The 26488-nt window shown below is 65.0% G+C and carries 24 protein-coding genes; 11 read left to right on the forward strand and 13 right to left on the reverse strand.

Going from position 1 to position 26488, the window contains the following annotated elements; genetic code table 11:
* Positions 1 to 183 precede the first annotated feature (183 nt).
* The 3 genes from ACI2KK_RS11460 to ACI2KK_RS11470 all read left to right on the forward strand — a co-directional run bounded on the left by ACI2KK_RS11460 (position 184) and on the right by ACI2KK_RS11470 (position 3425).
* Positions 184 to 1068 carry an MBL fold metallo-hydrolase gene (locus ACI2KK_RS11460; RefSeq protein WP_404668987.1) on the forward strand — a complete coding sequence of 295 codons (885 nt, stop codon included), beginning with the start codon at positions 184 to 186 and terminating at the stop codon, positions 1066 to 1068.
* Between the two features lie 267 nt (positions 1069 to 1335).
* The gene (locus tag ACI2KK_RS11465) at positions 1336 to 2610 is read left to right on the forward strand and encodes an FAD/NAD(P)-binding oxidoreductase (protein ID WP_404668988.1); all 1275 of its coding nucleotides are present in this window, start codon (positions 1336 to 1338) and stop codon (positions 2608 to 2610) included.
* Positions 2607 to 3425, forward strand: coding sequence for a sulfite exporter TauE/SafE family protein (locus ACI2KK_RS11470; protein ID WP_404668989.1), 819 nt, complete (start codon positions 2607 to 2609; stop codon positions 3423 to 3425). The genes ACI2KK_RS11465 and ACI2KK_RS11470 overlap by 4 nt, the downstream gene beginning before the upstream one ends.
* Here the strand turns inward: ACI2KK_RS11470 and ACI2KK_RS11475 are convergent.
* Positions 3414 to 4301, reverse strand: coding sequence for a LysR family transcriptional regulator (locus ACI2KK_RS11475; RefSeq protein ID WP_404668990.1), 888 nt, complete (start codon positions 4299 to 4301; stop codon positions 3414 to 3416). The two genes, ACI2KK_RS11470 and ACI2KK_RS11475, sit on opposite strands and share 12 nt — an antisense overlap.
* Before the next feature lie 239 nt (positions 4302 to 4540).
* Here ACI2KK_RS11475 and ACI2KK_RS11480 point away from each other — a divergent pair, with 239 nt between their 5' ends.
* On the forward strand, positions 4541 to 6190 hold the full coding sequence (locus ACI2KK_RS11480) for a GMC family oxidoreductase (RefSeq protein WP_404668991.1): 1650 nt from the start codon (positions 4541 to 4543) through the stop codon (positions 6188 to 6190).
* 97 nt (positions 6191 to 6287) lie between these two features.
* Positions 6288 to 7907 carry an MFS transporter gene (locus ACI2KK_RS11485; protein ID WP_217841089.1) on the forward strand — a complete coding sequence of 540 codons (1620 nt, stop codon included), beginning with the start codon at positions 6288 to 6290 and terminating at the stop codon, positions 7905 to 7907.
* Positions 7908 to 8122: 215 nt separating this feature from the next.
* Here the strand turns inward: ACI2KK_RS11485 and ACI2KK_RS11490 are convergent, their stop codons facing one another.
* The 4 genes from ACI2KK_RS11490 to glyQ all read right to left on the reverse strand — a co-directional run bounded on the left by ACI2KK_RS11490 (position 8123) and on the right by glyQ (position 12488).
* Complete coding sequence (locus ACI2KK_RS11490; protein ID WP_404668992.1) at positions 8123 to 8893, reverse strand: lysophospholipid acyltransferase family protein; 771 nt, start codon at positions 8891 to 8893, stop codon at positions 8123 to 8125.
* Between the two features lie 65 nt (positions 8894 to 8958).
* Positions 8959 to 9486 carry a D-glycero-beta-D-manno-heptose 1,7-bisphosphate 7-phosphatase gene (gene gmhB / locus ACI2KK_RS11495; RefSeq protein WP_404668993.1) on the reverse strand — a complete coding sequence of 176 codons (528 nt, stop codon included), beginning with the start codon at positions 9484 to 9486 and terminating at the stop codon, positions 8959 to 8961.
* 3 nt (positions 9487 to 9489) lie between these two features.
* Complete coding sequence (glyS, locus tag ACI2KK_RS11500; RefSeq protein WP_404668994.1) at positions 9490 to 11544, reverse strand: glycine--tRNA ligase subunit beta; 2055 nt, start codon at positions 11542 to 11544, stop codon at positions 9490 to 9492.
* Positions 11541 to 12488, reverse strand: coding sequence for a glycine--tRNA ligase subunit alpha (gene glyQ / locus ACI2KK_RS11505; RefSeq protein ID WP_217841093.1), 948 nt, complete (start codon positions 12486 to 12488; stop codon positions 11541 to 11543). Before glyQ ends, glyS begins: the two co-directional genes overlap by 4 nt.
* Positions 12489 to 12571: 83 nt before the next feature.
* Here glyQ and ACI2KK_RS11510 point away from each other — a divergent pair, with 83 nt between their 5' ends.
* Together ACI2KK_RS11510 and ACI2KK_RS11515 are read left to right on the forward strand one after the other, a co-directional pair.
* Positions 12572 to 13123, forward strand: a complete 552-nt coding sequence (locus tag ACI2KK_RS11510) for a DNA-3-methyladenine glycosylase I (RefSeq protein WP_404668995.1) — start codon at positions 12572 to 12574, stop codon at positions 13121 to 13123.
* Between the two features lie 41 nt (positions 13124 to 13164).
* Entirely contained in the window at positions 13165 to 14052 is an 888-nt protein-coding gene (locus tag ACI2KK_RS11515) for a lysophospholipid acyltransferase (RefSeq protein WP_404668996.1), read from the forward strand.
* A 117-nt stretch (positions 14053 to 14169) separates the two neighbouring features.
* Here ACI2KK_RS11515 and ACI2KK_RS11520 read toward each other — a convergent pair whose 3' ends face one another.
* The 5 genes from ACI2KK_RS11520 to def are packed head-to-tail and all read right to left on the reverse strand — an operon-like array spanning position 14170 to position 18695.
* Positions 14170 to 14478 carry a tetratricopeptide repeat protein gene (locus ACI2KK_RS11520; protein WP_404668997.1) on the reverse strand — a complete coding sequence of 103 codons (309 nt, stop codon included), beginning with the start codon at positions 14476 to 14478 and terminating at the stop codon, positions 14170 to 14172.
* An 11-nt stretch (positions 14479 to 14489) separates the two neighbouring features.
* A complete protein-coding gene (gene trkA / locus ACI2KK_RS11525; protein ID WP_217841097.1) occupies positions 14490 to 15863 on the reverse strand; it encodes a Trk system potassium transporter TrkA in 1374 nt (457 codons plus the stop codon).
* Positions 15864 to 15889: 26 nt separating this feature from the next.
* The gene (gene rsmB, locus ACI2KK_RS11530) at positions 15890 to 17200 is read right to left on the reverse strand and encodes a 16S rRNA (cytosine(967)-C(5))-methyltransferase RsmB (RefSeq protein ID WP_404668998.1); all 1311 of its coding nucleotides are present in this window, start codon (positions 17198 to 17200) and stop codon (positions 15890 to 15892) included.
* Positions 17197 to 18129, reverse strand: a complete 933-nt coding sequence (gene fmt / locus ACI2KK_RS11535) for a methionyl-tRNA formyltransferase (protein ID WP_404668999.1) — start codon at positions 18127 to 18129, stop codon at positions 17197 to 17199. The genes rsmB and fmt overlap by 4 nt, the downstream gene beginning before the upstream one ends.
* A 59-nt stretch (positions 18130 to 18188) precedes the next feature.
* Positions 18189 to 18695, reverse strand: a complete 507-nt coding sequence (gene def / locus ACI2KK_RS11540; RefSeq protein ID WP_038707094.1) for a peptide deformylase — start codon at positions 18693 to 18695, stop codon at positions 18189 to 18191.
* A gap of 208 nt (positions 18696 to 18903) precedes the next feature.
* On the opposite strand from def, the gene dprA reads away from it, so the two are divergent.
* Both dprA and ACI2KK_RS11550 read left to right on the forward strand, forming a co-directional pair.
* The gene (dprA, locus tag ACI2KK_RS11545; protein ID WP_404669000.1) at positions 18904 to 20001 is read left to right on the forward strand and encodes a DNA-processing protein DprA; all 1098 of its coding nucleotides are present in this window, start codon (positions 18904 to 18906) and stop codon (positions 19999 to 20001) included.
* Between the two features lie 41 nt (positions 20002 to 20042).
* Positions 20043 to 20600, forward strand: coding sequence for an L-threonylcarbamoyladenylate synthase (locus tag ACI2KK_RS11550; protein WP_217841101.1), 558 nt, complete (start codon positions 20043 to 20045; stop codon positions 20598 to 20600).
* A gap of 266 nt (positions 20601 to 20866) precedes the next feature.
* Here the strand turns inward: ACI2KK_RS11550 and ACI2KK_RS11555 are convergent, their stop codons facing one another.
* Positions 20867 to 21844, reverse strand: a complete 978-nt coding sequence (locus ACI2KK_RS11555; RefSeq protein WP_404669001.1) for an NADPH:quinone reductase — start codon at positions 21842 to 21844, stop codon at positions 20867 to 20869.
* Positions 21845 to 21977: 133 nt separating this feature from the next.
* On the opposite strand from ACI2KK_RS11555, the gene hemF reads away from it, so the two are divergent.
* Complete coding sequence (hemF, locus tag ACI2KK_RS11560; RefSeq protein WP_404669002.1) at positions 21978 to 22889, forward strand: oxygen-dependent coproporphyrinogen oxidase; 912 nt, start codon at positions 21978 to 21980, stop codon at positions 22887 to 22889.
* A gap of 25 nt (positions 22890 to 22914) precedes the next feature.
* Entirely contained in the window at positions 22915 to 23739 is an 825-nt protein-coding gene (gene aroE / locus ACI2KK_RS11565) for a shikimate dehydrogenase (protein ID WP_404669003.1), read from the forward strand.
* A gap of 144 nt (positions 23740 to 23883) precedes the next feature.
* On the opposite strand, the gene ACI2KK_RS11570 is transcribed toward aroE, so the two are convergent.
* Together ACI2KK_RS11570 and choX are read right to left on the reverse strand one after the other, a co-directional pair.
* On the reverse strand, positions 23884 to 25449 hold the full coding sequence (locus tag ACI2KK_RS11570) for a SulP family inorganic anion transporter (protein WP_404669004.1): 1566 nt from the start codon (positions 25447 to 25449) through the stop codon (positions 23884 to 23886).
* Positions 25450 to 25564: 115 nt separating this feature from the next.
* Positions 25565 to 26488 (reverse strand): choline ABC transporter substrate-binding protein, encoded by a 924-nt coding sequence (gene choX / locus ACI2KK_RS11575; RefSeq protein ID WP_404669005.1) that lies wholly within the window; start codon positions 26486 to 26488, stop codon positions 25565 to 25567.

The following is a 26488-nucleotide window of genomic DNA, read 5'->3' on the forward strand; positions in this document are numbered from 1 at the left end:
AGCGGGCTTGCCCGCGAAGGGCTGCAAAGCAGCCCCAAAAAAGGCGATGAAATATCCAGCGCCAGGCACTGGCGTATCCGTTGCCATGCACGATTGCTCGTCTGAAACGCTGGCATGCATCTTGATAAAGCTCTGATCACTGCCTAAGCCTGAACAAGGCCCGGTGGATAACTGGAGAGTGCAATGATCATCGGCAACAACCTTCATGTCGAAGCCCTGTTCGACCAGGCGACCTCGACCCTCAGCTACCTGGTGATGGATGGCCAGACGCGCCAGTGTGCGCTGATCGACAGCGTGCTGGACTACGACCCCAAGTCGGGGCGCACCTGCACGGCTTCGGCCGATCGGCTGATCGCCCTGGTCGAGCAGCTCGGTGCCAAGGTGCAGTGGATTCTGGAAACCCACGTGCATGCCGATCACCTGTCGGCGGCGGCTTATCTGAAGGGCAAGCTGGGCGGCCATATCGGCATCGGCGCTCAGATCACCCAGGTGCAGAAGACCTTCGCCAGCCTGTTCAATGAAGCGCCAGGCTTTGCCCGGGATGGCAGCCAGTTCGACGTATTGTTCGAAGACGAGGAAGGTTTTCGTATCGGCAACCTGCACGCCCGCGCCTTGCACACCCCTGGCCACACGCCGGCGTGCATGAGCTACCTGGTGGAGGACGCAGGCGAGAAGGCCGTGTTCGTTGGCGACACGTTGTTTTCGCCAGACTACGGCACCGCCCGCTGCGACTTCCCCGGCGCCAGCGCCCGCACCCTGTACCGTTCGATCCGTCGCTTGCTGGCCTTCCCCGACCCTACCTGCCTGTTCCTGTGCCACGACTACCTGCCCGGCGGGCGTGAGCTGCAGTACCACACCACCGTGGCCGAGCAGCGCGCCAGCAACGTGCACATTCACCAGGGTGTCAGCGAAGACAGCTTCGTGGCCATGCGCGAGGCCCGCGATGCGACTCTCGACATGCCGTTGCTGATCCTGCCATCGGTGCAGGTCAACATGCGCAGCGGGCAGTTCCCGGAGCCAGAAGAGAACGGCGTCAGCTACCTGAAGATTCCATTGAACAAGCTGTAGAGCGTTATTACCTGGGAAAGAACCGGTACTGAATGGCCTGTAGGGGCAACTGTCTTGTGCTGCCTGAACCGGCCTCATCGCCGGCAAGCCGGCTCCTACAGGTACGGCACCGGCCTGAACTTTATGCATACCCTGTGGGAGCGGCTTTAGCCGCGAAGCAGGCGACGCGCTGGATGGCACCGGCTTTGCCGGTGTTCGCGGCTGAAGCCGCTCCTACAGGTTCATGCCAGCAGCCCCCCATAACCAGATCCACCAAGGAACACCGCCATGCCTGCCCCGCTGTCCCCCACTTCACCCACCACCGACCACCACAAGGTCTTGATCGTCGGTGCCGGCGCCGCCGGTATCGCCACTGCCGCGAGCCTGCGGGCGCGTGACCCGTCGCTGGATATCGCCCTCATCGACCCCGCCGAGGTGCACTACTACCAGCCCGGCTGGACCCTGGTCGGCGCTGGAGTATTCAACGCGCCAAGCACCGCCCGTGCCATGGCTGCCACCCTCCCCCGTGGCGTGCACTGGATCAAGGCCCGGGTCGAAAGCTTCGACCCGCAAGCACAAAAGGTCGTGCTCGAAGGCGGCCGGGCCGTGGGTTACGAGCAACTGGTGGTATGCCCCGGCTTGAAGCTGGACTGGGATGCCATCGAAGGCCTGGGCGAAACCCTCGGGCGCAACGGCGTCACCTCCAACTACCGCTACGACCTGGCGCCCTACACCTGGCAACTGGTGCAGAACCTGAAAAAGGGCCGTGCCCTGTTCAGCCAACCGCCAATGCCGATCAAATGCGCCGGCGCACCGCAGAAAGCCCTGTACCTGTCGTGCGACCACTGGCTGCGCAGCGGCCTGCTGGGCGATGTACAGGCCAGCTTCTTCAATGCAGGTAACGTGCTGTTCGGCGTGCCGGACTACGTGCCGGCGCTGATGAGCTACATCGACAAGTACGCCATCGACCTCAATTATCAGCACCGCCTTGCTGCGGTGGACGGCCCGAACCAACGCGCCACCTTTGTTCGTACCCTGCCCGATGGCAGCAGCGAAACCCGCGTCGAAGCCTTCGACATGCTGCATGTGGTGCCGCCACAAGTGGCGCCGGATTTCATCCGCCAAAGCCCGCTGGCCGATGCCGCCGGCTGGGTCGATGTCGACCCGCATACCCTGCGCCACCGCAGCTTCGGCAATATCCACGCCCTGGGCGATGTGGCCAGCACCAGTAACGCCAAGACCGCCGCTGCGGCGCGCAAGCAGGCGCCGGTAGTGGCCAACAATGTGCTGCAGGCCCTTGGCCGGCTGAATACCCTGGCGCATTACGATGGTTACGGTTCCTGCCCGCTGACGGTGGAACGCGGCAAGATCGTGCTGGCCGAGTTCACCTATGGCGGCAAGCTGGCGCCGAGCTTCCCGCGCTGGCTGCTCGATGGCCGCAAGCCGACCCGCCTGGCCTGGCTGCTCAAGGCCCAGGTGCTGCCGCCGTTGTACTGGCAGGCCATGCTCAAGGGACGTGAGTGGCTGGCGCGGCCACAGCCGATGGTCGAGGCCAAGCCGTGATCGAGCAGCAACTGCTGGGTGCCGGGCTGGGCGCGATGATTGGTGCGGTGCTGGCGCTGACCGGTGCCGGCGGCGGAATTCTTGCGGTGCCGCTGCTGGTATTCGGGCTGGGCCTGAGCATGGTCGAGGCGGCCCCGGTCGGCCTGCTGGCCGTGGGCATGGCGGCGATGGTGGGGGCCGTACTTGGTTTGCGTGAAGGGCTGGTACGTTACCGCGCCGCGCTGTTCATCGCGCTGATCGGCATCGCTGCCGCGCCCTTCGGCCTGATGCTGGCGCACCGTTTACCCAATACGCCGTTGGCGCTGGTGTTCGCCGGGGTGCTGGTGTACGCCTGCCTGCGCATCTGGCGCAAGGCGGCCAGGCAGTTGCGCGGTGAGGCCAATGATGCCCATCGCTTCATCGAACCCTGCGTGCTCAACCCGTTGCAGGGCCGCTTGCGCTGGACCCTGCCCTGCGCCCGGGCACTGGCGTTCACCGGGCTGATGTCCGGGCTGTTGTCGGGCCTGTTGGGGGTGGGCGGTGGTTTCGTGATCATTCCGGCGTTGAACCGCTACACCAACCTGCGCATGAAGAGCATCGTCTCCACGTCGCTGGCGGTGATCGCCCTGGTGTCCACCGGCAGCGTGGTCAGCGCCAGCCTGGCCGGGGTGATGCACTGGCAGGTCGGCGCACCCTTTGCGCTCGGCGCGGTCATCGGCTTGCTGCTGGCCCGCCCGCTGGCCAGCCGGATCGCCGGCCCGCGCCTGCAGCAGTTGTTCGCCGTGGCGGGCTGGGCGGCGGCGCTGCTGCTGGCTGGCAAGGCGCTACTCGGCTAGCAGTTCGTCCTGCTCGGCGGCGCACAGCGCCAGCAGGTAGTCCCACACTACCCGCAGGCGCACCGACTTGTGCAGCTCGCGCCGGGTGCAGATCCAGTAACTGCGCTGGATGGTCTCGCTTGGCAGCACCCGCACCAGCCTGGGGTCGTGGCGCGCCATGTAGTTGGGCAGCACGGCGATGCCCAGCCCGGCCTGGGCGGCATGCTGCTGGGCGATCACGCTGGTGCTGCGAAACACCACGTTGGGCGCCCGGCAGAAACTGTTGAGAAACAGCAGCTCCTGGCTGAACAGCAGGTCGTCGACGTAGCCGATCCAGCTGTGCCGGGCCAGGTCTTCGCGGGTGTTCAGCGGTGGGGCGCGGTCCAGGTAATCCTGGCTTGCATACAGCGCCAGGCGGTAGTCGGTGAGCTTGCGGGTGATCAACAGGTCGGCGCTGGGGCGTTCCAGGTGGATGCTGATTTCGGCTTCGCGGTTGAGAATGCTGACGAAGCGCGGCACCGCCACCAGCTCCACTTCAAGCCCCGGGTAACGCTGAAACAGTGCCTTCATGCGCGGGGTGAAGAACATGATGCCGATGCCTTCGGTCACCCCCAGGCGGATCTTGCCCAGCGGGGTAATGGCCTGGGTGATTTCTTCCTGCGCCAGCAGGGCGACGTTCTCCATGGCTTCTGCGTGCTTGAGCAGGGCCTGGCCTGAAGGGGTCAGTTCGTAGCCTTGGGCATGCTGGACGAACAGCGCGGTGCCCAGGCTCTGCTCGATGTTTTCGATATGCCGGGCCACGGTGCTGTGGGTGGTGTTGAGGCGCTTGGCGGCGCTGAGCAGGCGGCCGCTGCGCTGCAACTCGAGGAAAAACCGCAGATCGTTCCAGTCGAACATGCTGATCCTTGTGGCTGTTCGTTCGGGCCCTATCGCCGGCAAGCCGGCTCCTACAGGTACGTCGCTGTTCCTGAAGGCAGTGCGGTCCCTGTGGGAGCGGGCTTGCCCGCGAAGAGGCCGGTACAGGTTCACCACTGTGCTAAAACGCACAACGGCTGCGCGAAATCTCGTGTTTCCTCCGCGAAATTAATCAATAAGATGGATCGGGACAAGAATAATAATCAGGCGCGAGGTTGCACATGCCATCAGCCGATTCTGTCTACGACTACGTGGTCGTGGGTGCCGGGCCAGCCGGTTGCCTGCTGGCCAACCGTTTGTCCGCCGACCCCTCCTGCCGCGTGCTGCTGCTCGAAGCGGGCGGGCGCGACAACTATCCCTGGATTCACATCCCCGTCGGTTACCTCTACTGCATCGGCAACCCCCGTACCGACTGGTGCTTCAAGACCGAGCCTCAAGCCGGCCTGAACGGCCGCGCCCTGGGCTACCCGCGGGGCAAGGTGCTCGGGGGCTGCTCCTCGATCAACGGCATGATCTACATGCGCGGCCAGGCCGCCGACTACGACCGCTGGGCCGAACAGGGCAACGACGGCTGGGCGTGGAAGGACGTACTGCCGCTGTTCAAGGCCAGCGAGAACCACTTCGCCGGCGCCAGCGACAGCCACGGCGCCGACGGCGAGTGGCGGGTCGAGCGCCAGCGCTACAGCTGGCCGATCCTCGATGCCTTCCGTGATGCCGCCGAGCAGAGCGGCATCGGCAAGGTCGATGACTTCAATACCGGCGACAACGCAGGCTGTGGATACTTTCAGGTCAACCAGCGCAGCGGTGTACGCTGGAACTCGGCCAAAGCCTTCCTCAAACCGATCCTCCAGCGCCCCAACCTGACCATCCTCACCGGTGTGCAGGTGGACCAGGTATTGCTGAACAACACCCGCGCCCGGGCGGTGAAGGCCTTGTGGCAAGGTGCCTGGCACGAGTTCGGCGCGCGCCGCGAGATCATCCTCTGCGCAGGTTCCGTCGGCTCGCCCGGCATCCTGCAGCGCTCCGGCATTGGCCCGCGCAAGCTGCTCGAAGGCATGGGCATTGCCGTGCGCCACGACATGCCGGGGGTCGGCGGCAACCTGCAGGACCACCTGCAACTGCGCCTGATCTACCAGATCCAGAACACCCGCACCCTCAACCAGATGGCCAACAGCCTGTGGGGCAAGCTGGGCATGGGCCTGCGCTATGCCTTCGACCGCAGCGGCCCGCTGGCCATGGCGCCAAGCCAGCTGGGTGCGTTCGTGCGTTCTAGCCCCGAGCAGGCCAGCGCCAACCTGCAGTACCACGTGCAGCCGCTGTCGCTGGAGCGCTTTGGTGAGCCGCTGCACCGCTTCCCGGCGTTCACCGCCTCGGTGTGCAACCTGCGCCCGGCCAGCCGCGGGCGTATCGACATCCGCTCGGCAGATATGAACGCCGCGCCGCTGATCGACCCCAACTACCTCAGCGACCCCGCCGACCTGCGCGTGGCCGCCGACGCCATCCGCATCACCCGGCGCATCGTCCAGGCCCCGGCGCTGGCTGCGTTCGAGCCGCGCGAATACCTGCCAGGCCCTGCCCTGCAGAGCGAAGAAGACCTGCACCAGGCTGCCGGGCAAATCGGCACCACCATCTTCCACCCGGTGGGCACCTGCCGCATGGGCAGTGGCGCGCTGGACGTTGTGGATAACCAGCTGCGCGTGCACGGCATCCCCGGGCTGCGCGTGGCCGATGCTTCGATCATGCCGCAGATCGTCTCCGGCAATACCTGTTCACCGACATTGATGATCGCCGAAAAGGCGGCGCAGTTGATTCTCAAGGGGGCACAAACCCAGACCAACCTCAGCGACACCAGCGCGATACCGACGCCCTGACCCAGGGTGCGTGCAACACCGGTGGCCCGCGGTCAGAGCCGCCGACAGTGGAACAACAAGAATAATCACTGTGGCCCACGGGCCGAGGACAGCAACGATGTCGGATTACATTCAAGAGCAAGGCGCAGCTGCCACCAGCGGCAGCCGCCGTGAGGAACGCAAGATCATTTTCGCGTCATCCCTCGGGACAGTGTTCGAGTGGTATGACTTTTTTCTCTATGGCGCCCTGGCTGCGGTCATCAGCAAGCAGTTCTTCGCCGGGGTCAACGACACCACCGCCTTCATCTTCGCCCTGATGGCCTTTGCCGCCGGTTTTCTGGTGCGCCCGTTCGGCGCCCTGGTGTTCGGCCGGCTGGGTGACATGATCGGGCGCAAGTACACCTTCCTGGTGACCATCGTGCTGATGGGTCTGTCGACCTTCGCCGTCGGCCTGCTGCCCACCTACGCCAGCATCGGCATTGCCGCGCCGATCATCCTGGTGGTGCTGCGCATGCTCCAGGGCCTGGCCCTGGGCGGCGAGTACGGCGGCGCTGCCACCTACGTGGCCGAGCATGCACCCCACGGCAAGCGCGGCTTTCATACCGGCTTCATCCAGTCCACCGCCACCCTGGGCTTGCTGCTGTCGCTGATCGTGGTGCTGGCCAGCCGTTACATCAGCGGCGACCAGTTCGAAACCTGGGGCTGGCGCCTGCCGTTCCTGCTGTCGATTTTCCTGCTGGCGATTTCCACCTGGATTCGCATGAGCATGCATGAGTCGCCGGCCTTCGTGAAAATGAAGGCCCAGGGCAAGGTCAGCAAGTCGCCGATCCGTGAGTCGTTCACCTCGTGGCCGAACCTCAAGGTGGTGCTCACCGCGCTGTTCAGCATCAACGCAGGCCAGGCGGTGACCTTCTACACCGCGCAGTTCTACGTGCTGTTCTTCATGACCCAGATGCTCAAGATGGACCCGGCCCAAGCCAACACCCTGCTGATCATCAGCGTGGTGATCGGCGCGCCGTTCTTCGTGTTCTTTGGCTGGCTGTCGGACCGTGTCGGGCGCAAGCCGATCCTGATGCTTGGCCTGCTGCTGGCCACCGTGTGCTACTTCCCGATGTTCAAGGCCTTAAGCCACTACGCCAACCCGCAGATCGACGCTGCCAGCCGCCAGGCGCCGATCGTGGTCAACGCCAACCCGCAGGGCTGCACCTTCCAGTTCGACCCGGTGGGCAAGGCGCGCTTCGACAGCCCGTGCGACAAGGTCAAGACCTTCCTGGTCAAGCAGGGCCTGCCGTACAGCTCGGTGAGCGTGGCCGGCAGCGATGTCTCGGTGAGCATCGGCGACAAGACCATCAACGGTTTTGACGAAGCCGCCATGCGCAGCGCCATCGAGGCGGCCGGCTACCCGGCCAAGGCAGACCCGGCCAACGTCAACGAGTTCATGGTGGTGGTGCTGATCGTCGCGATGATCCTGATCGCCACCATGACCTACGGGCCATTGGCGGCGGTAATGGTCGAGCTGTTCCCCACGCGCATCCGCTACACCTCGATGTCCCTGCCCTACCACATCGGCAACGGCTGGTTCGGCGGCTTCCTGCCGACGGTATCGTTCGCGCTGGTGGTGTACACCGGGGATATCTTCTACGGGCTGTGGTACCCGGTGCTGATTACCGGGGTGAGCCTGGTGGTGGGGATCTTCTGCCTGAAAGAAACCAAGGATGTGGATATCGACAAGGTCTAATGGCCTCATCCCTGTAGGAGCCGGCTTGCCGGCGATAGGGCCCGAAAAACTGGCACAAAAAAACCGGCGTAAAAGCCGGTTTTTTTATCGCGCGAAAAAACTTATGCACGATTTTCAGAAAAACGTCATACACAGAAATAAACAGCCAATTCAATCACTTAGCTATGATTTGAGACGTTTAATCCAAAAATTGTCAACAAGTTATCCACAGATGCTCAGGCGCTCTGCTGCTCGGGCTTTTGCGCCACCGGCGGCAGCGAACCCATGGCCCGCTGGGTGGCCTCGTTCCACGCCTGAGCGCGGTCGTTGAGCTCGGCAATGGCGCGCGGCCCGCTGCCTTCTGCATACATTGGTTCGCCGATCACGATCTCGATGGTGCCAGGGCGCTTGCCCCAACCTTCACGGGGCCAGAACTTGCCGGCGTTGTGGGCAATCGGCAGCACCGGCAGGCCGGCGTTCACTGCCAAGGCGGTACCGCCGCGGGAGAACTTGCCGATCTGGCCGTGGGGTACGCGGGTACCTTCGGGGAAGATCAACACCCAGGTGCCCTGCTTGAGCAGCTCGTCGCCTTGGCTGGCAACCTGGCGCAGTGCTTCTTTCGGGTTTTTCCGGTCGATGGCGATCGGCCGCAGCATGGCCATGGCCCAGCCGAAGAACGGCATGTACAGCAGTTCGCGCTTGAGCACCTGGCTCAGCGGCGAGAAGTACGCCGACAGGAAGAAGGTCTCCCAGGTGCTCTGGTGGTTCGACAGGATCACGCAGGGCACTTGCGGCACGTTCTCGGCGCCGGTGACCTTGTAGTTGATGCCAAGGATGGTGCGCGCCAGGAACAGCGCACAGCGGCACCAGTACACGTTGATGAACCGGTAGCGCTTGGCGAACGGCAAGAACGGCGCGATGAAGAAGCTCAGCGAGCACCAGAGTACCGAGCTGGTACCCAACAGCAGGTAAAAAAGAAAGATTCTGATCGCCTGCAGGATCGACATAGTGGCAAGTACCGTTGCGGGGCAAAGCCCGCCCAATGAAAAGTGCGCCGCCTGGGCGCACTCTTTTAAATAAGTTCTCTGGCGATAGCCGCCAGATCGTCGAAAATCAGTGTAGATTCCGGGACACCTTTTTCCAGGGTCCTCTGGCCCTTGCCGGTTTTAACCAACACGGGTTGTGCATCGACGGCCAGCGCCGCCTCCAGGTCACCTTTGCTGTCACCGACAAACCACACGCCGGTCAGCGGCACCTGGTAGTGCTCGGCGATTGTCCGCAGCATGCCGGGCTTGGGTTTGCGGCAATCGCAACCCTCGTCCGGGCCGTGCGGGCAATGCACGATCAAGCCGACTTCACCGCCCTGCCCGGCCACCAGCGCGCGCAAACGCGCATGCATGGCCTCGAGGGTTTGCAGCGGGTAGTAGCCGCGGGCAATACCGGACTGGTTGGTGGCCACGGCCACCGTCCAGCCGGCCTTGCTCAACTGCGCGATGGCCTCGATCGAGCCGGGAATGGGCAGCCATTCTTCCAGCGACTTGATGTAGGCGTCGGAGTCGAAGTTGATCACCCCGTCCCGGTCGAGAATCAGCAGTTTCAAGGCTTACCCCAGCAGCGAAATGTCGGCCACGCCCAGGAACAGGCCGCGCAGGCGGCTGAGCAGGGCATAACGGTTGGCACGCACCTTGGCGTCCTCGGCGTTGACCAGCACCGCCTCGAAGAAGGCGTCGACCGGGTCGCGCAGGGCCGCCAGGCGGGCCAGAGCTTCGTTGTACTGGCGCGCAGCGGCCATCGGTTGCACGGCCTGGTCGGCCTGCTGGATGGCCGAGTACAGCGAGAACTCGTTGGCGTTGTCGAAGTACTTCGGCTCGACCTGCTCGGAAATCGCGCCCTCGGCCTTGCTCAGCAGGTTCGACACGCGCTTGTTGGCCGCAGCCAGTGCCTCGGCTTCGGGCAGCTTGCGGAACGCCTGCACTGCCTGCACGCGCTGGTCGAAGTCCAGGGCGGAGCCCGGCTTCAGGGCACGCACCGACAGGTAGGTGGCAACGTCGATGCCTTCGTCTTCGTAGCGCGCACGCAGGCGGTCGAAGATGAATTCCAGCACCTGCTCGGCCAGGCCTGCGGCCTTGACCTTGGCGCCGAACTGCTTGACCGCGAAATCGACGGCGGCGGTCAGGTCCAGGTCCAGCTGCTTCTCGATCAGGATGCGCAGCACGCCCAGCGCGGCGCGGCGCAGGGCGTACGGGTCCTTGCTGCCGGTGGGCAGCATGCCGATGCCGAAGATGCCGACCAGGGTGTCGAGCTTGTCGGCGATGGCCACGGCAGCACCGGTCAGGGTGTGCGGCAGCTCGGCGCCGGCACCGCGCGGCATGTACTGCTCGTTCAGGGCCAAGGCGACGTCTTCCGGCTCGCCGTCGTTGAGGGCGTAGTAGTAGCCGGCAATGCCCTGCATTTCAGGGAATTCACCGACCATTTCCGAGGCCAGGTCGCACTTGGACAGCAGGCCGGCACGGCCGGCGTTGGCAGCGCTGCCGCCGATGTACGGGGCAATGAAGGCGGCCAGTTTGGAGACGCGCTCGGCCTTGTCGAACACCGTGCCCAGTTGGGCCTGGAACACCACGTTCTTCAGGCGCTCGTTGAAGGTCTCGAGCGGCTGCTTCTTGTCCTGCTTGAAGAAGAACTCGGCGTCGGTCAGGCGCGGGCGCACGACCTTCTCGTTACCCAGCACGATCTGCTTGGGGTCACGGCTCTCGACGTTGGCCACGGTGATGAAGCGCGGCAGCAGCTTGCCTTCGCTGTCCAGCAGGCAGAAGTACTTCTGGTTGTCCTGCATGGTGGTGATCAGGGCTTCTTGCGGCACTTCGAGGAAACGCTCCTCGAACGAGCACACCAGCGGCACTGGCCACTCGACCAGCGCGGTCACTTCGTCCAGCAGCGCCGGCGGCACGATGGCAGTGCCTTCCTGCTGCATGGCGAGTTCTGCGGTGCGCTTGCTGATCAGCTCGCGGCGCTCGGCGAAGTCGGCCAGTACGTAGGCCTTGCGCAGGTCTTCGCAGTAGTTGGCAGGCGCCGTGATAGCGACGTTTTCCGGGTGGTGGAAGCGGTGGCCACGGGACTCGCGGCCGGCTTTTTGCGAGAGGATGGTGCAATCCACCACCTGCTCGCCCAGCAGCATCACCAACCACTGCGTGGGGCGCACGAACTCTTCACGGCTGGCAGCCCAGCGCATGCGCTTGGGGATCGGCAGGTCGTTCAGCGAGTCTTCGACGATGGTCGGCAGCAGGCTGGCGGTGGCCTTGCCCGGGATGTGCTGGGAGAAACGCAGCTTCGGGCCGCTCTGGTCGATATCCGAAAGCTCCACACCGCACTTCTTGGCAAAGCCCAGGGCGGCCTGGGTCGGTTGACCTTCGGCGTTGAAGGCGGCCTGCAGGGGCGGGCCGTCGATGTTGATGCTGCGGTCCGGCTGCTGCACGTCCAGCTGGCGAATCAGCACGGCCAGGCGACGCGGGGCGGCGTACACCTGCTTGCCGGTGTAGTTCAGGCCGGCGGCCTGCAGGCCTTTCTCGATGCCGGCCAGGAAGGCGTCGCCCAGGTTTGCCAGGGCCTTGGGTGGCAGCTCTTCGGTGCCCAGTTCAACCAGGAAATCTTGAGCACTCATTGTGCAGCCTCCAGCTTAGCCAACACTTCATCACGCAGTTCGGGGGTGGCCATCGGGAAGCCCAGGCGGGCACGGGCTTGCAGATAGCTTTGGGCGACGTCACGGGCGAGCGTGCGCACGCGCAGGATATAACGCTGGCGCTCGGTCACCGAGATGGCGCGGCGGGCGTCCAGCAGGTTGAAGGTGTGCGAGGCCTTCAGGACCATTTCGTAGGTCGGCAGCGGCAGCTCCAGCTTGATCAGGCGGTTGGCTTCGCTTTCGTAGAAGTCGAACAGTTCGAACAGCTTCTCGACGTTGGCGTGCTCGAAGTTGTAGGTGGACTGCTCCACTTCGTTCTGGTGGAACACATCACCGTAGGTGACCTTGCCGAACGGGCCGTCGGCCCATACCAGGTCGTACACCGAGTCGACGCCCTGGATGTACATGGCCAGGCGCTCCAGGCCGTAGGTGATTTCACCGGTGACCGGGTAGCACTCGATGCCGCCGACCTGCTGGAAGTAGGTGAACTGGGTCACCTCCATGCCGTTCAGCCAGATTTCCCAGCCCAGGCCCCAGGCGCCGAGGGTCGGCGATTCCCAGTTGTCTTCGACGAAGCGGATGTCGTGAACCAGCGGGTCCAGGCCGATGGCTTTCAGCGAGCCGAGGTACAGCTCCTGGAAGTTGGCCGGGTTGGGCTTGAGTACCACCTGGAACTGGTAGTAGTGCTGCAGGCGGTTGGGGTTTTCGCCATAGCGGCCATCACCCGGGCGACGGCTGGGCTGCACGTAGGCGGCGTTCCAGGTTTCCGGGCCGACGGCGCGCAGGAAGGTCGCGGTATGGAAAGTGCCGGCGCCTACTTCCATATCGTAGGGCTGAAGCACCACACAACCTTGAGCTGCCCAGTAGTTCTGCAGGGCGAGGATCAGGTCTTGGAAGGTACGCACGGCTGGCGTAGGCTGGCTCACGAAATTCACCTGTATCTGGGGATGCGGATGTAAAGAGCGGGAGTATAACCCGATTCGCCTCGCCCTCTACGTATTGGAGCCTTATGCCACGCTGCTTTTGGTGTTCCGACGACCCGTTGTACCAGGCCTACCACGACCATGAGTGGGGAACGCCGCAGCGTGACCCGGCGTTGCTGTTCGAGATGCTTTTGCTCGAAGGGTTCCAGGCGGGCCTGTCGTGGATCACGGTTTTACGCAAGCGCGAGCGCTACCGTGAGGTGCTGCATGGCTTCGACCCGGTCAAGCTGGCGGCTTTGAGCGACGAGTACATCGAGGAACTGATGCAGGACCCCGGCATCATCCGCAACCGCCTCAAGCTCAAGGCCGTGCGGCGCAACGCCCAGGCCTGGCTGGCTGTGGATAACCCCGGGCAATGGCTGTGGTCGTTCGTCGGCGGGGTGCCAAAGATCAACCACTTCACTGGCCGCAACGACGTGCCGGCGGTTACTGACGAAGCCAAGGCCATGAGCAAGGCGCTGCAGAAGGCCGGCTTCACCTTCGTCGGGCCGACCATCTGCTACGCCTTCATGCAGGCCACCGGGATGGTCATGGACCACACCACCGACTGCGATCGCTACGCCGCGCTGCTGCGCTGACGGGGTACAATGCGCGCCTTGCTGAAATAAGGAATTCGCCTGTGGAAAAGTTCAAGGGCGCCCTGATGGTCGGGGTGCTACGCCTGTTCGCCAAGCTGCCCTGGGGCGCTGTGCAGCGCGTTGGCGCCGGTATCGGCTGGCTGATGTGGAAGGTGCCCAACAGCTCGCGCAACGTAGTGCGCATCAACCTGGCCAAGTGCTTCCCGGAAATGGACCCTGCCGAGCGCGAGCAACTGGTCGGCCGTGCGCTGCGCGACATCGGCAAGTCGTTCGTCGAGAGTGCCTGCGCCTGGATCTGGCCGCCGCAGCGTTCGCTGGAGCTGGTCAAGGAAGTGCACGGGCTGGAGGTGCTGGAGCAGGCCCTGGCCTCGGGCAAGGGCGTGGTGGGCATCACCAGCCACCTGGGCAACTGGGAAGTGCTCAACCACTTCTATTGCAACCAGTGCAAACCGATCATCTTCTACCGCCCACCCAAGCTCAAGGCGGTGGATGACCTGCTGCGCGAGCAGCGGGTGCAGATGGGCAACCGCGTGGCGCCTTCGACCAAAGAAGGCATTCTCAGCGTGATCAAGGAAGTGCGCCGGGGTGGCCAGGTGGGCATTCCGGCCGACCCGGAGCCGGCCGAGTCGGCCGGTGTGTTCGTGCCGTTTCTGGGTACCCAGGCGCTGACCAGCAAGTTCGTGCCGAACATGCTGGCCGGGGGCAAGGCGGTGGGGGTGTTCCTGCACGCGTTGCGCCTGCCGGATGGTTCGGGCTTCAAGGTGTTCCTTGAAGCGGCGCCGGAAGAGATGTACAGCACCGACGTGAACGTATCGGCGGCGGCGATGAGCCAGGTGGTCGAGCGTTATGTACGCGAGTACCCGAGCCAGTACATGTGGAGCATGAAGCGCTTCAAGAAGCGCCCGGCGGGTGAGGCGCGCTGGTATTGAGATCTTGGGGGCGCTTTGCGCCCCTTTCGCGACACAAGGCCGCTCCTACAGGCGCCCGCGATCCCCTGTAGGAGCGGCCTTGCGTCGCGAAAGGGCTGCAAAGCAGCCCCGGCGATCTCAAGCCTTACTCAATTTCTTCAGGAACACAGTCATCTCTTTCTCGGCCTGCTTGTCCCCATGCGCCTGGGCCGCCACGATCCCGTCCTCCCAGGCCTTGCGCGCCGCCGCCAGGTCACCGACCAGCTGATACGCCTTGCCCAGCAGCTTCCACGCCGCCGAGTACTTCGGGTCCTGCTCCACACAGCGCGCCAGGTGCACAGCTGCCTCAGCACCATTGCCCTCGTCCAGCCAGGCCTTGCCCAGGCCAAAGCGCAGCAGCGGGTTATCCACACCCTTGGCCAGCATCTTTTCCAGCGATTCGCGCATCGTGCCGCCCCCTAGAAGAAACTCAAACCGACGTGGAACAGCTTCTCCACATCGCGAATATGCTTTTTATCCACAACGAACAGGATCACATGGTCGCCCGACTCGATCAGCGTGTCGTCGTGGGCGATCAGTACTTCGTCCTCGCGGATGATCGCGCCGATGGTGGTGCCCGGCGGCAGGGCGATGTCTTCGATGGCCTTGCCGACCACCTTGCTCGACTTCGAATCACCGTGCGCCACCGCCTCGATGGCCTCGGCCGCACCGCGGCGCAGCGAGTGCACGCTGACGATATCGCCACGACGCACGTGGGCCAGCAGGGTGCCGATGGTGGCCAGCTGCGGGCTGATGGCGATGTCGATCTCGCCGCCCTGCACCAGGTCGACGTAGGCCGGGTTGTTGATGATGGTCATCACCTTGCGCGCGCCCAGGCGCTTGGCCAGCAGTGATGACATGATGTTGGCCTCGTCGTCGTTGGTCAGGGCCAGGAAAATATCGGCGTCGGCGATGTTCTCTTCGAGCATCAGGTCCTTGTCCGAGGCGCTGCCCTGCAGCACCACGGTGCTCTCCAGAGTGTCGGAGAGCTGCCGGCAGCGGGCCGGGTTCATCTCGATGATCTTCACCTGGTAGCGGCTTTCGATGGCCTCGGCCAGGCGCTCGCCGATCTGCCCGCCACCGGCGATGACCACGCGCTTGTTGGTTTCGTCGATGCGGCGCAGCTCGCCCATTACCGCGCGGATGTCCTTCTTCGCGGCAATGAAGAACACCTCGTCGTCGGCCTCGATCACCGTGTCGCCACGCGGTGTGATCGGCCGGTCGCGGCGGAAGATCGCCGCCACCCGGGTGTCGACGTTGGGCATGTGGGCGCGGATCTGGCGCAGCTGCTGGCCCACCAGCGGGCCACCGTAGTAGGCCTTGACCGCCACCAGTTGGGCCTTGCCCTCGGCGAAGTCGATCACTTGCAGCGAGCCTGGGTGCTCGATCAGGCGCTTGATGTAGTTGGTCACCACCTGCTCGGGGCTGATCAGCACGTCCACCGGGATGTGGTCGTTGTCGAACAGTTCCTCGCGGCTGAGGTAGGAGGATTCGCGCACCCGGGCGATCTTGGTCGGGGTGTGGAACAGCGAATAGGCCACCTGGCAGGCGACCATGTTGGTTTCATCGCTGTTGGTCACTGCCACCAGCATGTCGGCATCGTCGGCGCCGGCCTGGCGCAGCACTGTCGGCAGCGAGCCGCGGCCCTGCACGGTGCGGATGTCCAGGCGGTCGCCGAGGTCGCGCAGGCGGTCGCCGTCAGTGTCGACCACGGTGATGTCGTTGGCTTCGCTGGCCAGGTGCTCGGCCAGCGTGCCGCCGACCTGCCCTGCGCCCAGGATGATGATCTTCATCCGCTACTCCCTACCCTTTCTTGTTCTTACCCGCGCGAGGCGGCGATCTTGATCAGCTTGGCATAGTAGAAGCCGTCGTGGCCGCCTTCGCGGGCCAGCAACTGGCGGCCGTGGGGCTGGCGCAGGCCGGCTTCGGTGGCCAGGTCCAGCTCGCGGGCACCGGGGGTGCGGGCGAGGAAGGCGGCGATCACTTCGGTGTTCTCGGTAGGCAGGCTGGAGCAGGTGGCGTACAGCAGCATGCCGCCCACCTCGAGCGTTGGCCACAGGGCATCGAGCAGCTCGCCTTGCAGCGCGGCCAGGGCCGGGATGTCCTCGGCCTGACGGGTTAGCTTGATGTCCGGGTGACGGCGGATCACCCCGGTGGCCGAGCATGGTGCGTCGAGCAGGATGCGCTGGAACGCCTTGCCGTCCCACCAGCTGGCGGTGTCGCGGGCGTCGCAGGCGATCAGCTCGGCATCCAGCTTGAGGCGGTCGAGGTTCTCGCGCACGCGGGCCAGGCGCTTGGCTTCGAGGTCGATGGCGACCATGTGGGCAAGGCCGGGCTCCGCTTCAAGCAGGTGGCAGGTCTTGCCGCCGGGGGCGCAGCAGGCGTCCAGCACGCGCTGGCCGGGGGCCAGTTCCAGCAGGTCGGCCGACAACTGCGCGGCTTCGTCCTGCACGCTCACCCAGCCGTCGGCGAAGCCCGGCAGGCCGCGCACGTCGCAGGCTTCGGCCAGGACGATGCCGTCGCGGCTGAATTCACAGGCGTTGGCCTGGATGCCGGCCTCGGCCAGCAGCGCCAGGTAGGCATCGCGGCTGTGGTGGCGGCGGTTAACCCGCAGGATCATCGGTGGGTGGGCGTTGTTGGCGGCGCAGATGGCTTCCCATTGCTCAGGCCAGAAGGCTTTGAGCGACTTTTGCAGCCAGCGCGGGTGGGCGGTACGCACCACCGGGTCACGCTCCATGCTGCCCAGCAATTCTTCGCCTTCGCGCTGGGCGCGGCGCAGCACGGCGTTGAGCAGGCCCTTGGCCCAGGGCTTTTTCAGCTTGTCGGCGCAGCCCACGGTTTCGCCGATGGCGGCATGCGCCGGAATGCGCGTGTAGAACAGCTGGTACAGGCCCACCAGCAGCAGCGCCTGCACGTCGGCGTCGGCGGCCTTGAACGGCTTTTGCAGCAACTGTGCGGCCAGCAGGTCCAGGCGCGGCTGCCAGCGGGCGGTGCCGAAGGCCAGGTCCTGGGTGAGGCCGCGGTCGCGCTCCTCGACCTTGTCCAGTTGTGCCGGCAACGAGCTGTTCAGCGAGGCCTTGCCGCTGAGCACGGCGGCCAGGGCGCGGGCGGCGGCCAGGCGAGGGTTCATTGGCCAAGTACCTTGCCGGAGGCGAACTTCTCGCGGCGGCTGTTGAACAGGTCGCTGAAGTTCAGCGCCTTGCCGCCGGGCAGTTGCAGGCGGGTGAGGCTCAGCGCGCCATCACCGCAGGCGACCACCAGGCCGTCCTTGCTGGCGGACAGAATCTGGCCGGGGGCACCTTGGCCTGTGGACAAGTTGGCGGCCAGCACCTTCACGGTTTCGCCGTCCAGGGTGCTGTGGCACACCGGCCACGGGTTGAAGGCGCGTACCAGGCGCTCCAGCTCCACGGCCGGGCGGCTCCAGTCGATGCGCGCCTCGTCCTTGTTCAGCTTGTGGGCGTAAGTGGCCAGGGCATCGTCCTGCACTTCACCTTGCAGCGAACCGTCGGCCAGGCCTGCGATGGCCTGCACTACGGCTGGCGGGCCCATTTCGGCGAGGCGGTCATGCAGGCTGCCGCCGGTGTCGTCGGCACTGATCGGGGTGACCACCTTGAGCAGCATGGGGCCGGTGTCCAGGCCCGCTTCCATGCGCATCACGGTCACGCCGCTCTCGGCATCGCCGGCCTCGACGGCGCGCTGGATCGGCGCTGCACCGCGCCAGCGTGGCAGCAGGGAGGCGTGGCTGTTGATGCAGCCCAGGCGCGGGATATCCAGCACCACCTGCGGCAGGATCAGGCCATAGGCGACCACTACCATCAGGTCGGGCTTGAGCGCAGCGAGCTCGGCCTGGGCGTCGGCGTTGCGCAGGGTCTGCGGCTGGTACACCGGAATGTCGTGGGCCAGCGCCAGCGCCTTGACCGCGCTGGGCATGAGCTTCTGGCCACGGCCGGCGGGGCGGTCGGGCTGGGTGTAGACGGCCACGATCTCGTACGGGCTGTCGAGCAGGGCCTTGAGGTGTTCGGCGGCAAACTCTGGAGTGCCTGCAAAGACGATGCGCATGGAGTTCTCGCTGCAAAAAAGAAAAAGGCTTGCCGGAGCAAGCCTTTGGGAGGTGGCGATCAGGCTTGCTGGCGGTGCTGCTTTTCCAGCTTTTTCTTGATGCGGTCGCGTTTGAGCTGGGACAGGTAGTCGACGAACAGCTTGCCGTTCAGGTGATCGAACTCGTGCTGCACGCACACCGCCAGCAGGCCTTCGCATTCCAGCTCATAGGGCTTGCCGTCGCGGTCCTGGGCCTTGACCCGCACACGCAGCGGGCGGTCGACGTTCTCGTAGAAGCCGGGTACCGACAGGCAGCCTTCCTGGTACTGGCCCATGTCGTGGGTCAGCTCTTCGACGCTGGGGTTGATGAAGACTCGCGGTTCGCTGCGGTCTTCGCTCAGGTCCATTACCACCACCTGCTGGTGCACGTTCACCTGGGTGGCAGCCAGGCCGATGCCCGGGGCCTCGTACATGGTCTCGAACATGTCGTCGATCAGTTGGCGCAGGGCGTCGTCAAAGACCGTTACCGGTTTGGCAATGGTGCGCAGGCGCGGGTCTGGGAATTCGAGGATGTTCAAGATGGCCATAGGGGTCAGGCAGTCACTGTGCGGTCGGTTGAAAACTGAGCACACATAATAAAGGGAAAAGGTTGGCAAGGCACCTGCGAAAGCTCGGCTAGGGTGTGAAAGGGCGCTTTATAGCGCAATTGATGGACAGCTTTTCAAAGCGTTATCAACACAGTTATCCACAGGTTGTGCCACGCCGATGGCCCCCTTCTGATCAAGGATGATCCCTATGAGCATTTTCCATTCGTCGCCTTGCCCGCCCGCCGAACTGGAAGCGCGATTGCGTCTGCATCGCCTTCCGGACACCGGCCTGCGACGCTTTCGCACCCTTATCGAAGCCTTCGGCAGCGCCTCTTCGGCGTTCAGCGCGCCAGCCAGTGCGTGGCGTTCGCTGGGTATACCGGCAGCCAGTATAGACGCCCGCCGCAGCCCGCAAGTGCGTGACGGTGCAGCGGCTGCAATGGCCTGGCTAGAGGGCCCGGGCCAGCATTTACTGATGTGGGACAGCCCTGGCTACCCGGCGTTGCTGGCCGAAATCGACGACCCGCCACCGCTGCTTTTCGTCGCCGGCGACCCCGCCCTGCTCGACCAGCCGCAACTGGCCGTCGTGGGTAGCAGGCGTGCTTCACCGCCGGCCCTGGATACTGCAGGCGGGTTCGCCCGCAGTCTTTCGCAGGCGGGCTTCACCATCACCAGCGGGCTGGCTTTAGGCGTTGACGGTGCCGCTCATCGGGCTGCACTGAAGGCTGGCGGGCAGACCATCGGGGTGCTCGGCACGGGCCTGCAAAAACTTTATCCACAGCGCCACCGCGAGCTTGCCAGGCAGATGCTCGACAGCGGCAGCGCGCTGGTTTCGGAGTACCCGCTCGATGCAGGCCCGCTGCCCGGCAACTTCCCGCGGCGCAACCGCATCATCAGTGGCATGTCCCTGGGCGTGCTGGTGGTCGAGGCAAGCCTGGCCAGTGGTTCGTTGATCACCGCCCGCCTGGCTGCCGAGCAGGGGCGCGAGGTCTACGCGATCCCGGGCTCGATCCACCACCCCGGGGCCAAGGGCTGCCACCAGCTGATTCGTGACGGTGCGCTGCTGGTGGAAAGCGTCGGGCAGATTCTCGAAACCCTGCGCGGCTGGCAAAACCTGCCGCCTGCCGCTGTGGACAAACCCGCCCATCCGTTGCTCGCCCTGCTGCACGCCGCGCCGCAAACCAGCGAGGGCCTGGCCCACAGCAGCGGCCAGCCGCTGGCCCAGGTGCTGGCCAGCCTCACCGAACTGGAGCTCGAAGGCCGGGTCAGCAGTGAAGGCGGGCGTTGGTTTGCCCGGGCGGGCTAAGTACACTGCGCGCACGGTGTTTAGATGCGGAGAGACGCAAAATGGTGAGCAGTTTTCGTGTGCAACAAGCCGCACGTGAGATCCGGGCGGGCGCGGTCATCGCCTACCCGACGGAAGCGGTCTGGGGCCTGGGCTGCGACCCGTGGAACGAGGACGCGGTGTACCGCCTGCTGGCGCTCAAGTCGCGGCCTGTGGATAAAGGCCTGATTCTGATCGCCGACAACATTCGCCAGTTCGACTTCTTGTTCGAGGACTTCCCCCAGGACTGGATCGACCGCATGAGCGCCACCTGGCCAGGCCCCAACACCTGGCTGGTGCCGCACCAGGACCTGCTGCCCGAGTGGGTGACCGGTCAGCACGACACCGTGGCGCTGCGGGTCAGCGACCACCCGCAGGTGCGCGAGCTGTGCGCGCTGGTGGGGCCGTTGATCTCCACCTCGTGCAACCCGGGCGGGCGCCCGGCGGCCAAGAGCCGGCTGCGGGTGGAGCAGTATTTCCATGGTGAGCTGGATATGGTGCTGGGCGGGGCATTGGGGGGGCGCAAGAACCCTAGCCTGATTCGCAACCTGGCCACGGGTGAGATCGTTCGGCCGGGTTGAACGTCAGCATTCGTGTCTAGCTTTTGGGGAGAGAATAAACCGTGAAAGAAACACTTCATTTGTTGAGTTCGAAGACCAACGCGCAACGACTGCGAGTCTCCATCGATCAGGTACGCGCCGGCAAGGTGACTAAACACGAGCTGAGCATCGAAGACGATGCTGATCGCACCAGTCAATCACGGGGAAAACCCGCTCCCACAGGGTCGCGATGAATCAAAAAGCGATGCGCGGCGCTGTAGGGGCAGGCTTGCTCCGCGACTAGGGCCTCAAGGCAACAGCACGGTAGACCCCACCGTCCGCCGCGCCGACAGCTCACTCTGCGCCTTGGCCGCCTCGCTCAGCGGGTAGCGCTGCTGGATATCCACCACCAGCTTGCCGCTGGCGATCATGGCGAACAGGTCATCGGCCATGGCCTGGGTGTTGTCGGCATTGTTGGCGTAGCTCGCAAGGGTTGGCCGGGTGACGTACAGCGAGCCCTTCTGCGCCAGGATGCCCAGGTTCACCCCGCTCACAGCGCCCGAGGCATTGCCGAAGCTCACCATCAATCCGCGCGGCTTGAGGCAGTCCAGCGAAGTTAGCCAGGTGTCGGCGCCCACGCCGTCATACACTACCGGGCATTTCTGACCGTCGGTCAGTTCCAGCACGCGCTTGGCCACGTCTTCATGGCTGTAGTCGATGGTCGCCCAGGCCCCGAGGGCTTTGGCCCGCTCTGCTTTCTCGCCAGAGCTGACCGTGCCGATCAGTTTGGCACCCAGCGCTTTGGCCCACTGGCAGGCCAAGGAGCCCACGCCACCGGCGGCGGCATGGAACAAAATGAAGTCGCCAGGCTGCACGGCGTAGGTCTGCTTGAGCAGGTACTGGGTGGTCAGGCCCTTGAGCATCACGGCGGCGGCCTGTTCGAAGCTGATGCTGTCGGGCAGCTTGACCAGGTTGGCCTCGGGCAGCGTGTGCACTTCGCTGTAGGCGCCCAGCGGGCCGCCGGCATGGGCCACGCGGTCGCCGACCTGCAGCCGGGTGACGCCCTCGCCCACCGCCTCGACCACGCCGGCCGCCTCGGTGCCTAGCCCGGACGGCAGCGCAGGCGGTGCATACAGCCCGCTGCGAAAGTAGGTGTCGATGAAATTCAGGCCGATTGCATGGTTGCGCACGCGCACCTGCTGCGGGCCGGGCGGGGCTGGGTCGAACTCTACAAGTTGCAGGACTTCCGGGCCGCCATGCTGGCTGAACTGGATACGCTTGGCCATCACACACTCCTGTCGTCATGGATGCAAAGGGCCTTCTATCGGACGCCTTTGCTTGATCGCCGTCAACTGCGGCGCGGGGTTTGCCGGTGGTATGCTACGCGGCGAATTTTCCCCGCTCCTTCCAGGTGACCCGATGACCAGCCGCACCGAGGCCGTGAAAGCCTACCTGCTCGACCTGCAAGACCGCATCTGCACTGCCCTCGAGAACGAAGACGGCGGCGCCCGCTTCGTCGAGGATGCCTGGGTGCGCGAAGCCGGTGGCGGGGGCCGCACGCGGGTGATCGGTGAAGGCAAGGTGATCGAAAAGGGCGGCGTCAACTTCAGCCACGTGTTCGGCAGCGGCCTGCCGCCTTCGGCCAGCGCCCATCGCCCGGAGCTGGCAGGCCGTGGCTTCGAGGCCTTGGGCGTGTCGCTGGTGATTCACCCGCACAACCCGCATGTGCCCACCTCCCACGCCAACGTGCGGTTTTTCATTGCCGAAAAAGAAGGCGAAGAAGCGGTGTGGTGGTTCGGCGGCGGTTTCGACCTGACCCCCTACTACGGCGTCGAAGAAGACTGCGTGCACTGGCACCGGGTAGCCGAGCAGGCCTGTGCGCCGTTCGGCGCCGACGTGTACCCGCGCTACAAGGCCTGGTGCGACCGCTACTTCCACCTCAAGCACCGCGGCGAGCCGCGTGGCATCGGCGGTTTGTTCTTCGACGACTTGAACGAGTGGGACTTCGACACCTGCTTTGCCTTCATTCGCGCCATCGGCGACGCCTATGTCGACGCCTACCTGCCGATCATCCAGCGCCGCAAGAACACCCCGTACACCGCCCAGCAGCGCGAATTCCAGGAATACCGCCGTGGCCGTTACGTGGAGTTCAACCTGGTCTACGACCGTGGCACCCTGTTCGGCCTGCAATCGGGCGGGCGCACCGAGTCGATCCTCATGTCGCTGCCGCCGCAGGTGCGTTGGGGCTATGACTGGAAGGCTGCGCCCGGCAGCGAGGAAGCGCGCCTGACCGAGTACTTCCTGCAGGACCGCGACTGGCTCGGCCAGTAAGCCTGTGGATAAACAAGGAGCCGCCATGGACCAGTACGTCGTTTTCGGTAACCCCATCGGCCACAGCAAGTCGCCGCTGATTCACCGCCTGTTCGCCGACCAGACCGGCCAGAGCCTGGAGTACGCCACCCTGCTGGCGCCGCTGGATGATTTCAGCGACTGCGCCCGGGGTTTCTTCAAGCAAGGCAGCGGCGCCAACGTCACCGTGCCGTTCAAGGAAGAGGCCTACCGCCTGTGCGACAGCCTCACCCCGCGGGCGCAACGGGCGGGCGCGGTGAACACCCTGAGCAAGCTGGCCGATGGCACGCTGCAGGGCGACAACACCGACGGTGCCGGGCTGGTGCGTGACCTCACGGTGAACGCCGGGGTAACCCTCGCCGGCAAGCGCATCCTCGTGCTTGGCGCCGGTGGCGCGGTGCGCGGGGTGCTGGAGCCGATCCTGGCGCACCGGCCGCAATCCTTGGTGATCGCCAACCGCACGGTGGAAAAGGCCGAGCAGCTGGCCCGCGAATTCGATGAACTGGGGCCGGTGGTGGCCAGCGGTTTTGCCTGGTTGCAGGAGCCGGTGGACGTGATCATCAACGCCACCTCGGCGAGCCTGGCTGGCGAGCTGCCGCCGATTGCCGACAGCCTGGTCGAGGCCGGGCGCACGGTGTGCTACGACATGATGTACGCCAAGGAGCCGACGCCGTTTTGCCAGTGGGCGAGCAAGCTGGGCGCGGCCAAGGTGCTGGATGGGCTGGGGATGCTGGCCGAACAGGCGGCGGAAGCCTTCTTTATCTGGCGTGGGGTGCGGCCGCAGACCGGGCCGGTGCTGGATGAGCTGCGCCGGCAACTTGCTAGGGGCTGATATCGCCGGGGCCGCTTTGCGGCCCTTTCGCGACACAAGGCCGCTCCTACAGGGGACCGCGCCAACAGGTATTACGCGGTCTGTGTAGGAGCGGCCTTGTGTCGCGATGGGCTGCGTAGCAGCCCCAAAAATCTCAACCCGACATCACTCCTCGAACCGGATCGGGCACGCCTCCACCCCCTCCAGCTTCTGCAACTCCTCCACCACCTGGGGCCTGGCCCGTTGCAACGTAAGGCTGCCGCCCGAGCGCAACAACCGCCGCGCCTCACGGTGCAACATATCCACACCTGAATAATCGATGAAGTTCACCTGCCGCGCATCGATCACCACATGCGGCCCCTGGCAGCGCTGCAAACGCACCTGCAGGTAGTGTGCCGCGCCGAAGAAGATCGACCCGCCCACCCGCAGCACGTCCGCGTCCCCTTCCCGGCTTTGCTGCACCCGCGGGCGCGAGGTGCGCTTGAGGTAGAAGAACAGTGACGCCAGCACCCCGGCGTAGATGGCGGTTTGCAGCTCCAGCAGCAGCGTGGCGGCGGCGGTCAGTGCCATCACCAGGAACTCCGAACGGCTGACCCGGAACAGCGCGCGGATGCCGCGGTGGTCCACCAGCCCCCAGCAGATCAGCAGGATGCTGCCGGCCATGGCCGGGATCGGCAGCTGGGCGATCAGCCCGGCACCGGTCACGGCGAACAGCGCCACCCACAGCGCCGAAAACACCCCGGCCATGGGCGAACGGGCGCCGGCTTCGAAGCTCAAGCCCGAACGGGTGAAGGACCCGGCTGACAGGTAGCCGGAGAAAAACGCCCCGCCGATGTTCGACAGGCCCTGGGCGCGGATTTCCTGGTCAGGGTCGATCAACTGCTCCGAACGTGCCGACAACGAGCGGGCAATCGACAGACTGGTCACCAGCCCCAGCATGCCGACTGCCACGGCGCTGGGCAGCAGGCGCAGCATCAGTTCCACATCCAGCAACGGCAACGGGCTGAAGGGCGGCAGTTGCCCGCTGAACGCTGTCACCCGGGGTACATGGCCGAAGTAACCCGGCAGCAGCCAGGCCACCAGGCTGACCAGCAGCAGGCTTATCAACAGGCTTGGCCAGCGGGGGCGCAGCAGTTTCAGGGCCACGCCGAGCAACACGGTAGCCAGGCCCAGGGCCAGCGACGGCAGGTCCAGCTCACCCACATGCCCGGCCAGGTCCTGCGCGGTCCGCAACGCCGTGGCCTGGCTCGGCAGGCCCAGCCCCATGAGGTTGGGCAACTGGCCCAGGGCGATGACGATGGCGGCGCCGAGGGTGAAGCCCAGCACCACCGAATGGGAGACGAAATTCACCAGCGCGCCGAAGCGCAGCAACCCGAGCAGCAGCTGGAAGATGCCGCCGAGGAAGGTCAGCAGCAGCACCAGGGTTACGTAGTCGGCGCTGCCGGCCACCGCCAGCGGGCTGATGCTGGCGTAGAGCACGATGGAAATGGCTGCGGTGGGCCCGCAGATCAGGTGCCAGGACGAGCCCCACAGGCAGGCGATGAGGACCGGCACGACGGCGGCGTACAGGCCGTACTCGGCGGGCAGGCCGGCGATCAGTGCGTAGGCGATGGATTGCGGCAGGGCCAGGATGGCGCCGCTCAGGCCCACCAGCAGGTCCTGGCGCAGGCTGCGGCCCGTTTGGCGCGGCAGCCAGGCGAGGAAGGGCAGCAGGTGAAAGAGCCGATGCATGGGTTATCCACAATCCTTGAAGTTACACTGTCCCCTGTGGGAGCGGGTTCACCCGCGAATGCGTCGGTCGCTTCACTGCCGCATTCGCGGGTAAACCCGCTCCCACAGGGTCGGTTTACAGCCTGTTTTTTACCGCCTCGCCAGCATCCCCGCCAGTTTTGGTGGTCACCCCCGCCAGCCATCCATCCAGCAGTTCAGGGTGGGTCTTCACCCACGCCTTGGCCGCATCATCGAAGCTCACCTTCTTATCCACAACCTCGGCCATGATGCTGTTCTCCATCTGCAGCGAGAACTTGAGGTTGCTCAAAAGCTTTGCCGCATTCGGGCAGGCCTGTGCATAACCCTTGCGGGTCAGGGTGTACACGTCACCCTTGCTGCCGAACCACTTCTCGCCGCCGGTGAGGTAATGCATTTTCAGCTTCACGTTCATCGGGTGCGGGGTCCAGCCGAGGAAGGCGATGAACTGCTGTTTCTTCACCGCCCGGTCCACCTGGGCCAGCATCGCCTGCTCGCTGGACTCGACCAGCTTCCACTGGCCGAGTTCGAATTCGTTCTTGTCGATGATCTCTTTCAGCGACAGGTTGGCCGGCGCGCCGGAGCCGATGCCATAGAGCTTTTTGTCGAACTGTGCGGCGTGTTTTTGCAGGTCGGCGAAGTCTTTCACCCCGGCATCCCACACATAGTCTGGCACTGCCAGGGTGAACTCGGTGCCTTCGAGGTTGCGTGCCAGTTGTTGCACATCGCCGTTGGCGACGAACTTGTCATGAAAGCCCTGCTGCGCCGGCATCCAGTTGCCGAGGAAGGCATCCACCCGGCCGTCCTTCAGGCCGCCGAAGATGATCGGCACGGCCAGGTTGTCGATCTTCACCTGGTAACCCAGGCTTTCCAGCAGCAGCCGGGCCACGGCGTTGGTGCTGGCGATATCGCTCCAGCCGGGGTCGGCCATCTTTACGGTGCTGCATTGCGCGTCGCTGTCGGCGGCGTGGGCCGTGCCCAGGCCCAGGGCCAGGGCGAACACGGCGGTGGAGAACTTCTGCAT

The organism is Pseudomonas sp. NPDC089406 (assembly GCF_044900265.1).
In the GTDB taxonomy this organism is placed as follows: domain Bacteria; phylum Pseudomonadota; class Gammaproteobacteria; order Pseudomonadales; family Pseudomonadaceae; genus Aquipseudomonas; species Aquipseudomonas fakonensis.

Bases quoted from the DNA above. Each gene is read 5' to 3' on its own strand.
- ACI2KK_RS11460 (WP_404668987.1), top strand. From the start codon at position 184: ATGATCATCGGCAACAACCTTCATGTCGAAGCCCTGTTCGACCAGGCG.
- ACI2KK_RS11465 (WP_404668988.1), top strand. From the start codon at position 1,336: ATGCCTGCCCCGCTGTCCCCCACTTCACCCACCACCGACCACCACAAG.
- ACI2KK_RS11475 (WP_404668990.1), bottom strand. From the start codon at position 4,301: ATGTTCGACTGGAACGATCTGCGGTTTTTCCTCGAGTTGCAGCGCAGC.
- ACI2KK_RS11480 (WP_404668991.1), top strand. From the start codon at position 4,541: ATGCCATCAGCCGATTCTGTCTACGACTACGTGGTCGTGGGTGCCGGG.
- ACI2KK_RS11485 (WP_217841089.1), top strand. From the start codon at position 6,288: ATGTCGGATTACATTCAAGAGCAAGGCGCAGCTGCCACCAGCGGCAGC.
- ACI2KK_RS11490 (WP_404668992.1), bottom strand. From the start codon at position 8,893: ATGTCGATCCTGCAGGCGATCAGAATCTTTCTTTTTTACCTGCTGTTG.
- glyS (WP_404668994.1), bottom strand. From the start codon at position 11,544: ATGAGTGCTCAAGATTTCCTGGTTGAACTGGGCACCGAAGAGCTGCCA.
- ACI2KK_RS11510 (WP_404668995.1), top strand. From the start codon at position 12,572: ATGCCACGCTGCTTTTGGTGTTCCGACGACCCGTTGTACCAGGCCTAC.
- ACI2KK_RS11520 (WP_404668997.1), bottom strand. From the start codon at position 14,478: ATGCGCGAATCGCTGGAAAAGATGCTGGCCAAGGGTGTGGATAACCCG.
- trkA (WP_217841097.1), bottom strand. From the start codon at position 15,863: ATGAAGATCATCATCCTGGGCGCAGGGCAGGTCGGCGGCACGCTGGCC.
- rsmB (WP_404668998.1), bottom strand. From the start codon at position 17,200: ATGAACCCTCGCCTGGCCGCCGCCCGCGCCCTGGCCGCCGTGCTCAGC.
- fmt (WP_404668999.1), bottom strand. From the start codon at position 18,129: ATGCGCATCGTCTTTGCAGGCACTCCAGAGTTTGCCGCCGAACACCTC.
- def (WP_038707094.1), bottom strand. From the start codon at position 18,695: ATGGCCATCTTGAACATCCTCGAATTCCCAGACCCGCGCCTGCGCACC.
- dprA (WP_404669000.1), top strand. From the start codon at position 18,904: ATGAGCATTTTCCATTCGTCGCCTTGCCCGCCCGCCGAACTGGAAGCG.
- ACI2KK_RS11550 (WP_217841101.1), top strand. From the start codon at position 20,043: ATGGTGAGCAGTTTTCGTGTGCAACAAGCCGCACGTGAGATCCGGGCG.
- ACI2KK_RS11555 (WP_404669001.1), bottom strand. From the start codon at position 21,844: ATGGCCAAGCGTATCCAGTTCAGCCAGCATGGCGGCCCGGAAGTCCTG.
- hemF (WP_404669002.1), top strand. From the start codon at position 21,978: ATGACCAGCCGCACCGAGGCCGTGAAAGCCTACCTGCTCGACCTGCAA.
- aroE (WP_404669003.1), top strand. From the start codon at position 22,915: ATGGACCAGTACGTCGTTTTCGGTAACCCCATCGGCCACAGCAAGTCG.
- ACI2KK_RS11570 (WP_404669004.1), bottom strand. From the start codon at position 25,449: ATGCATCGGCTCTTTCACCTGCTGCCCTTCCTCGCCTGGCTGCCGCGC.
- choX (WP_404669005.1), bottom strand. From the start codon at position 26,488: ATGCAGAAGTTCTCCACCGCCGTGTTCGCCCTGGCCCTGGGCCTGGGC.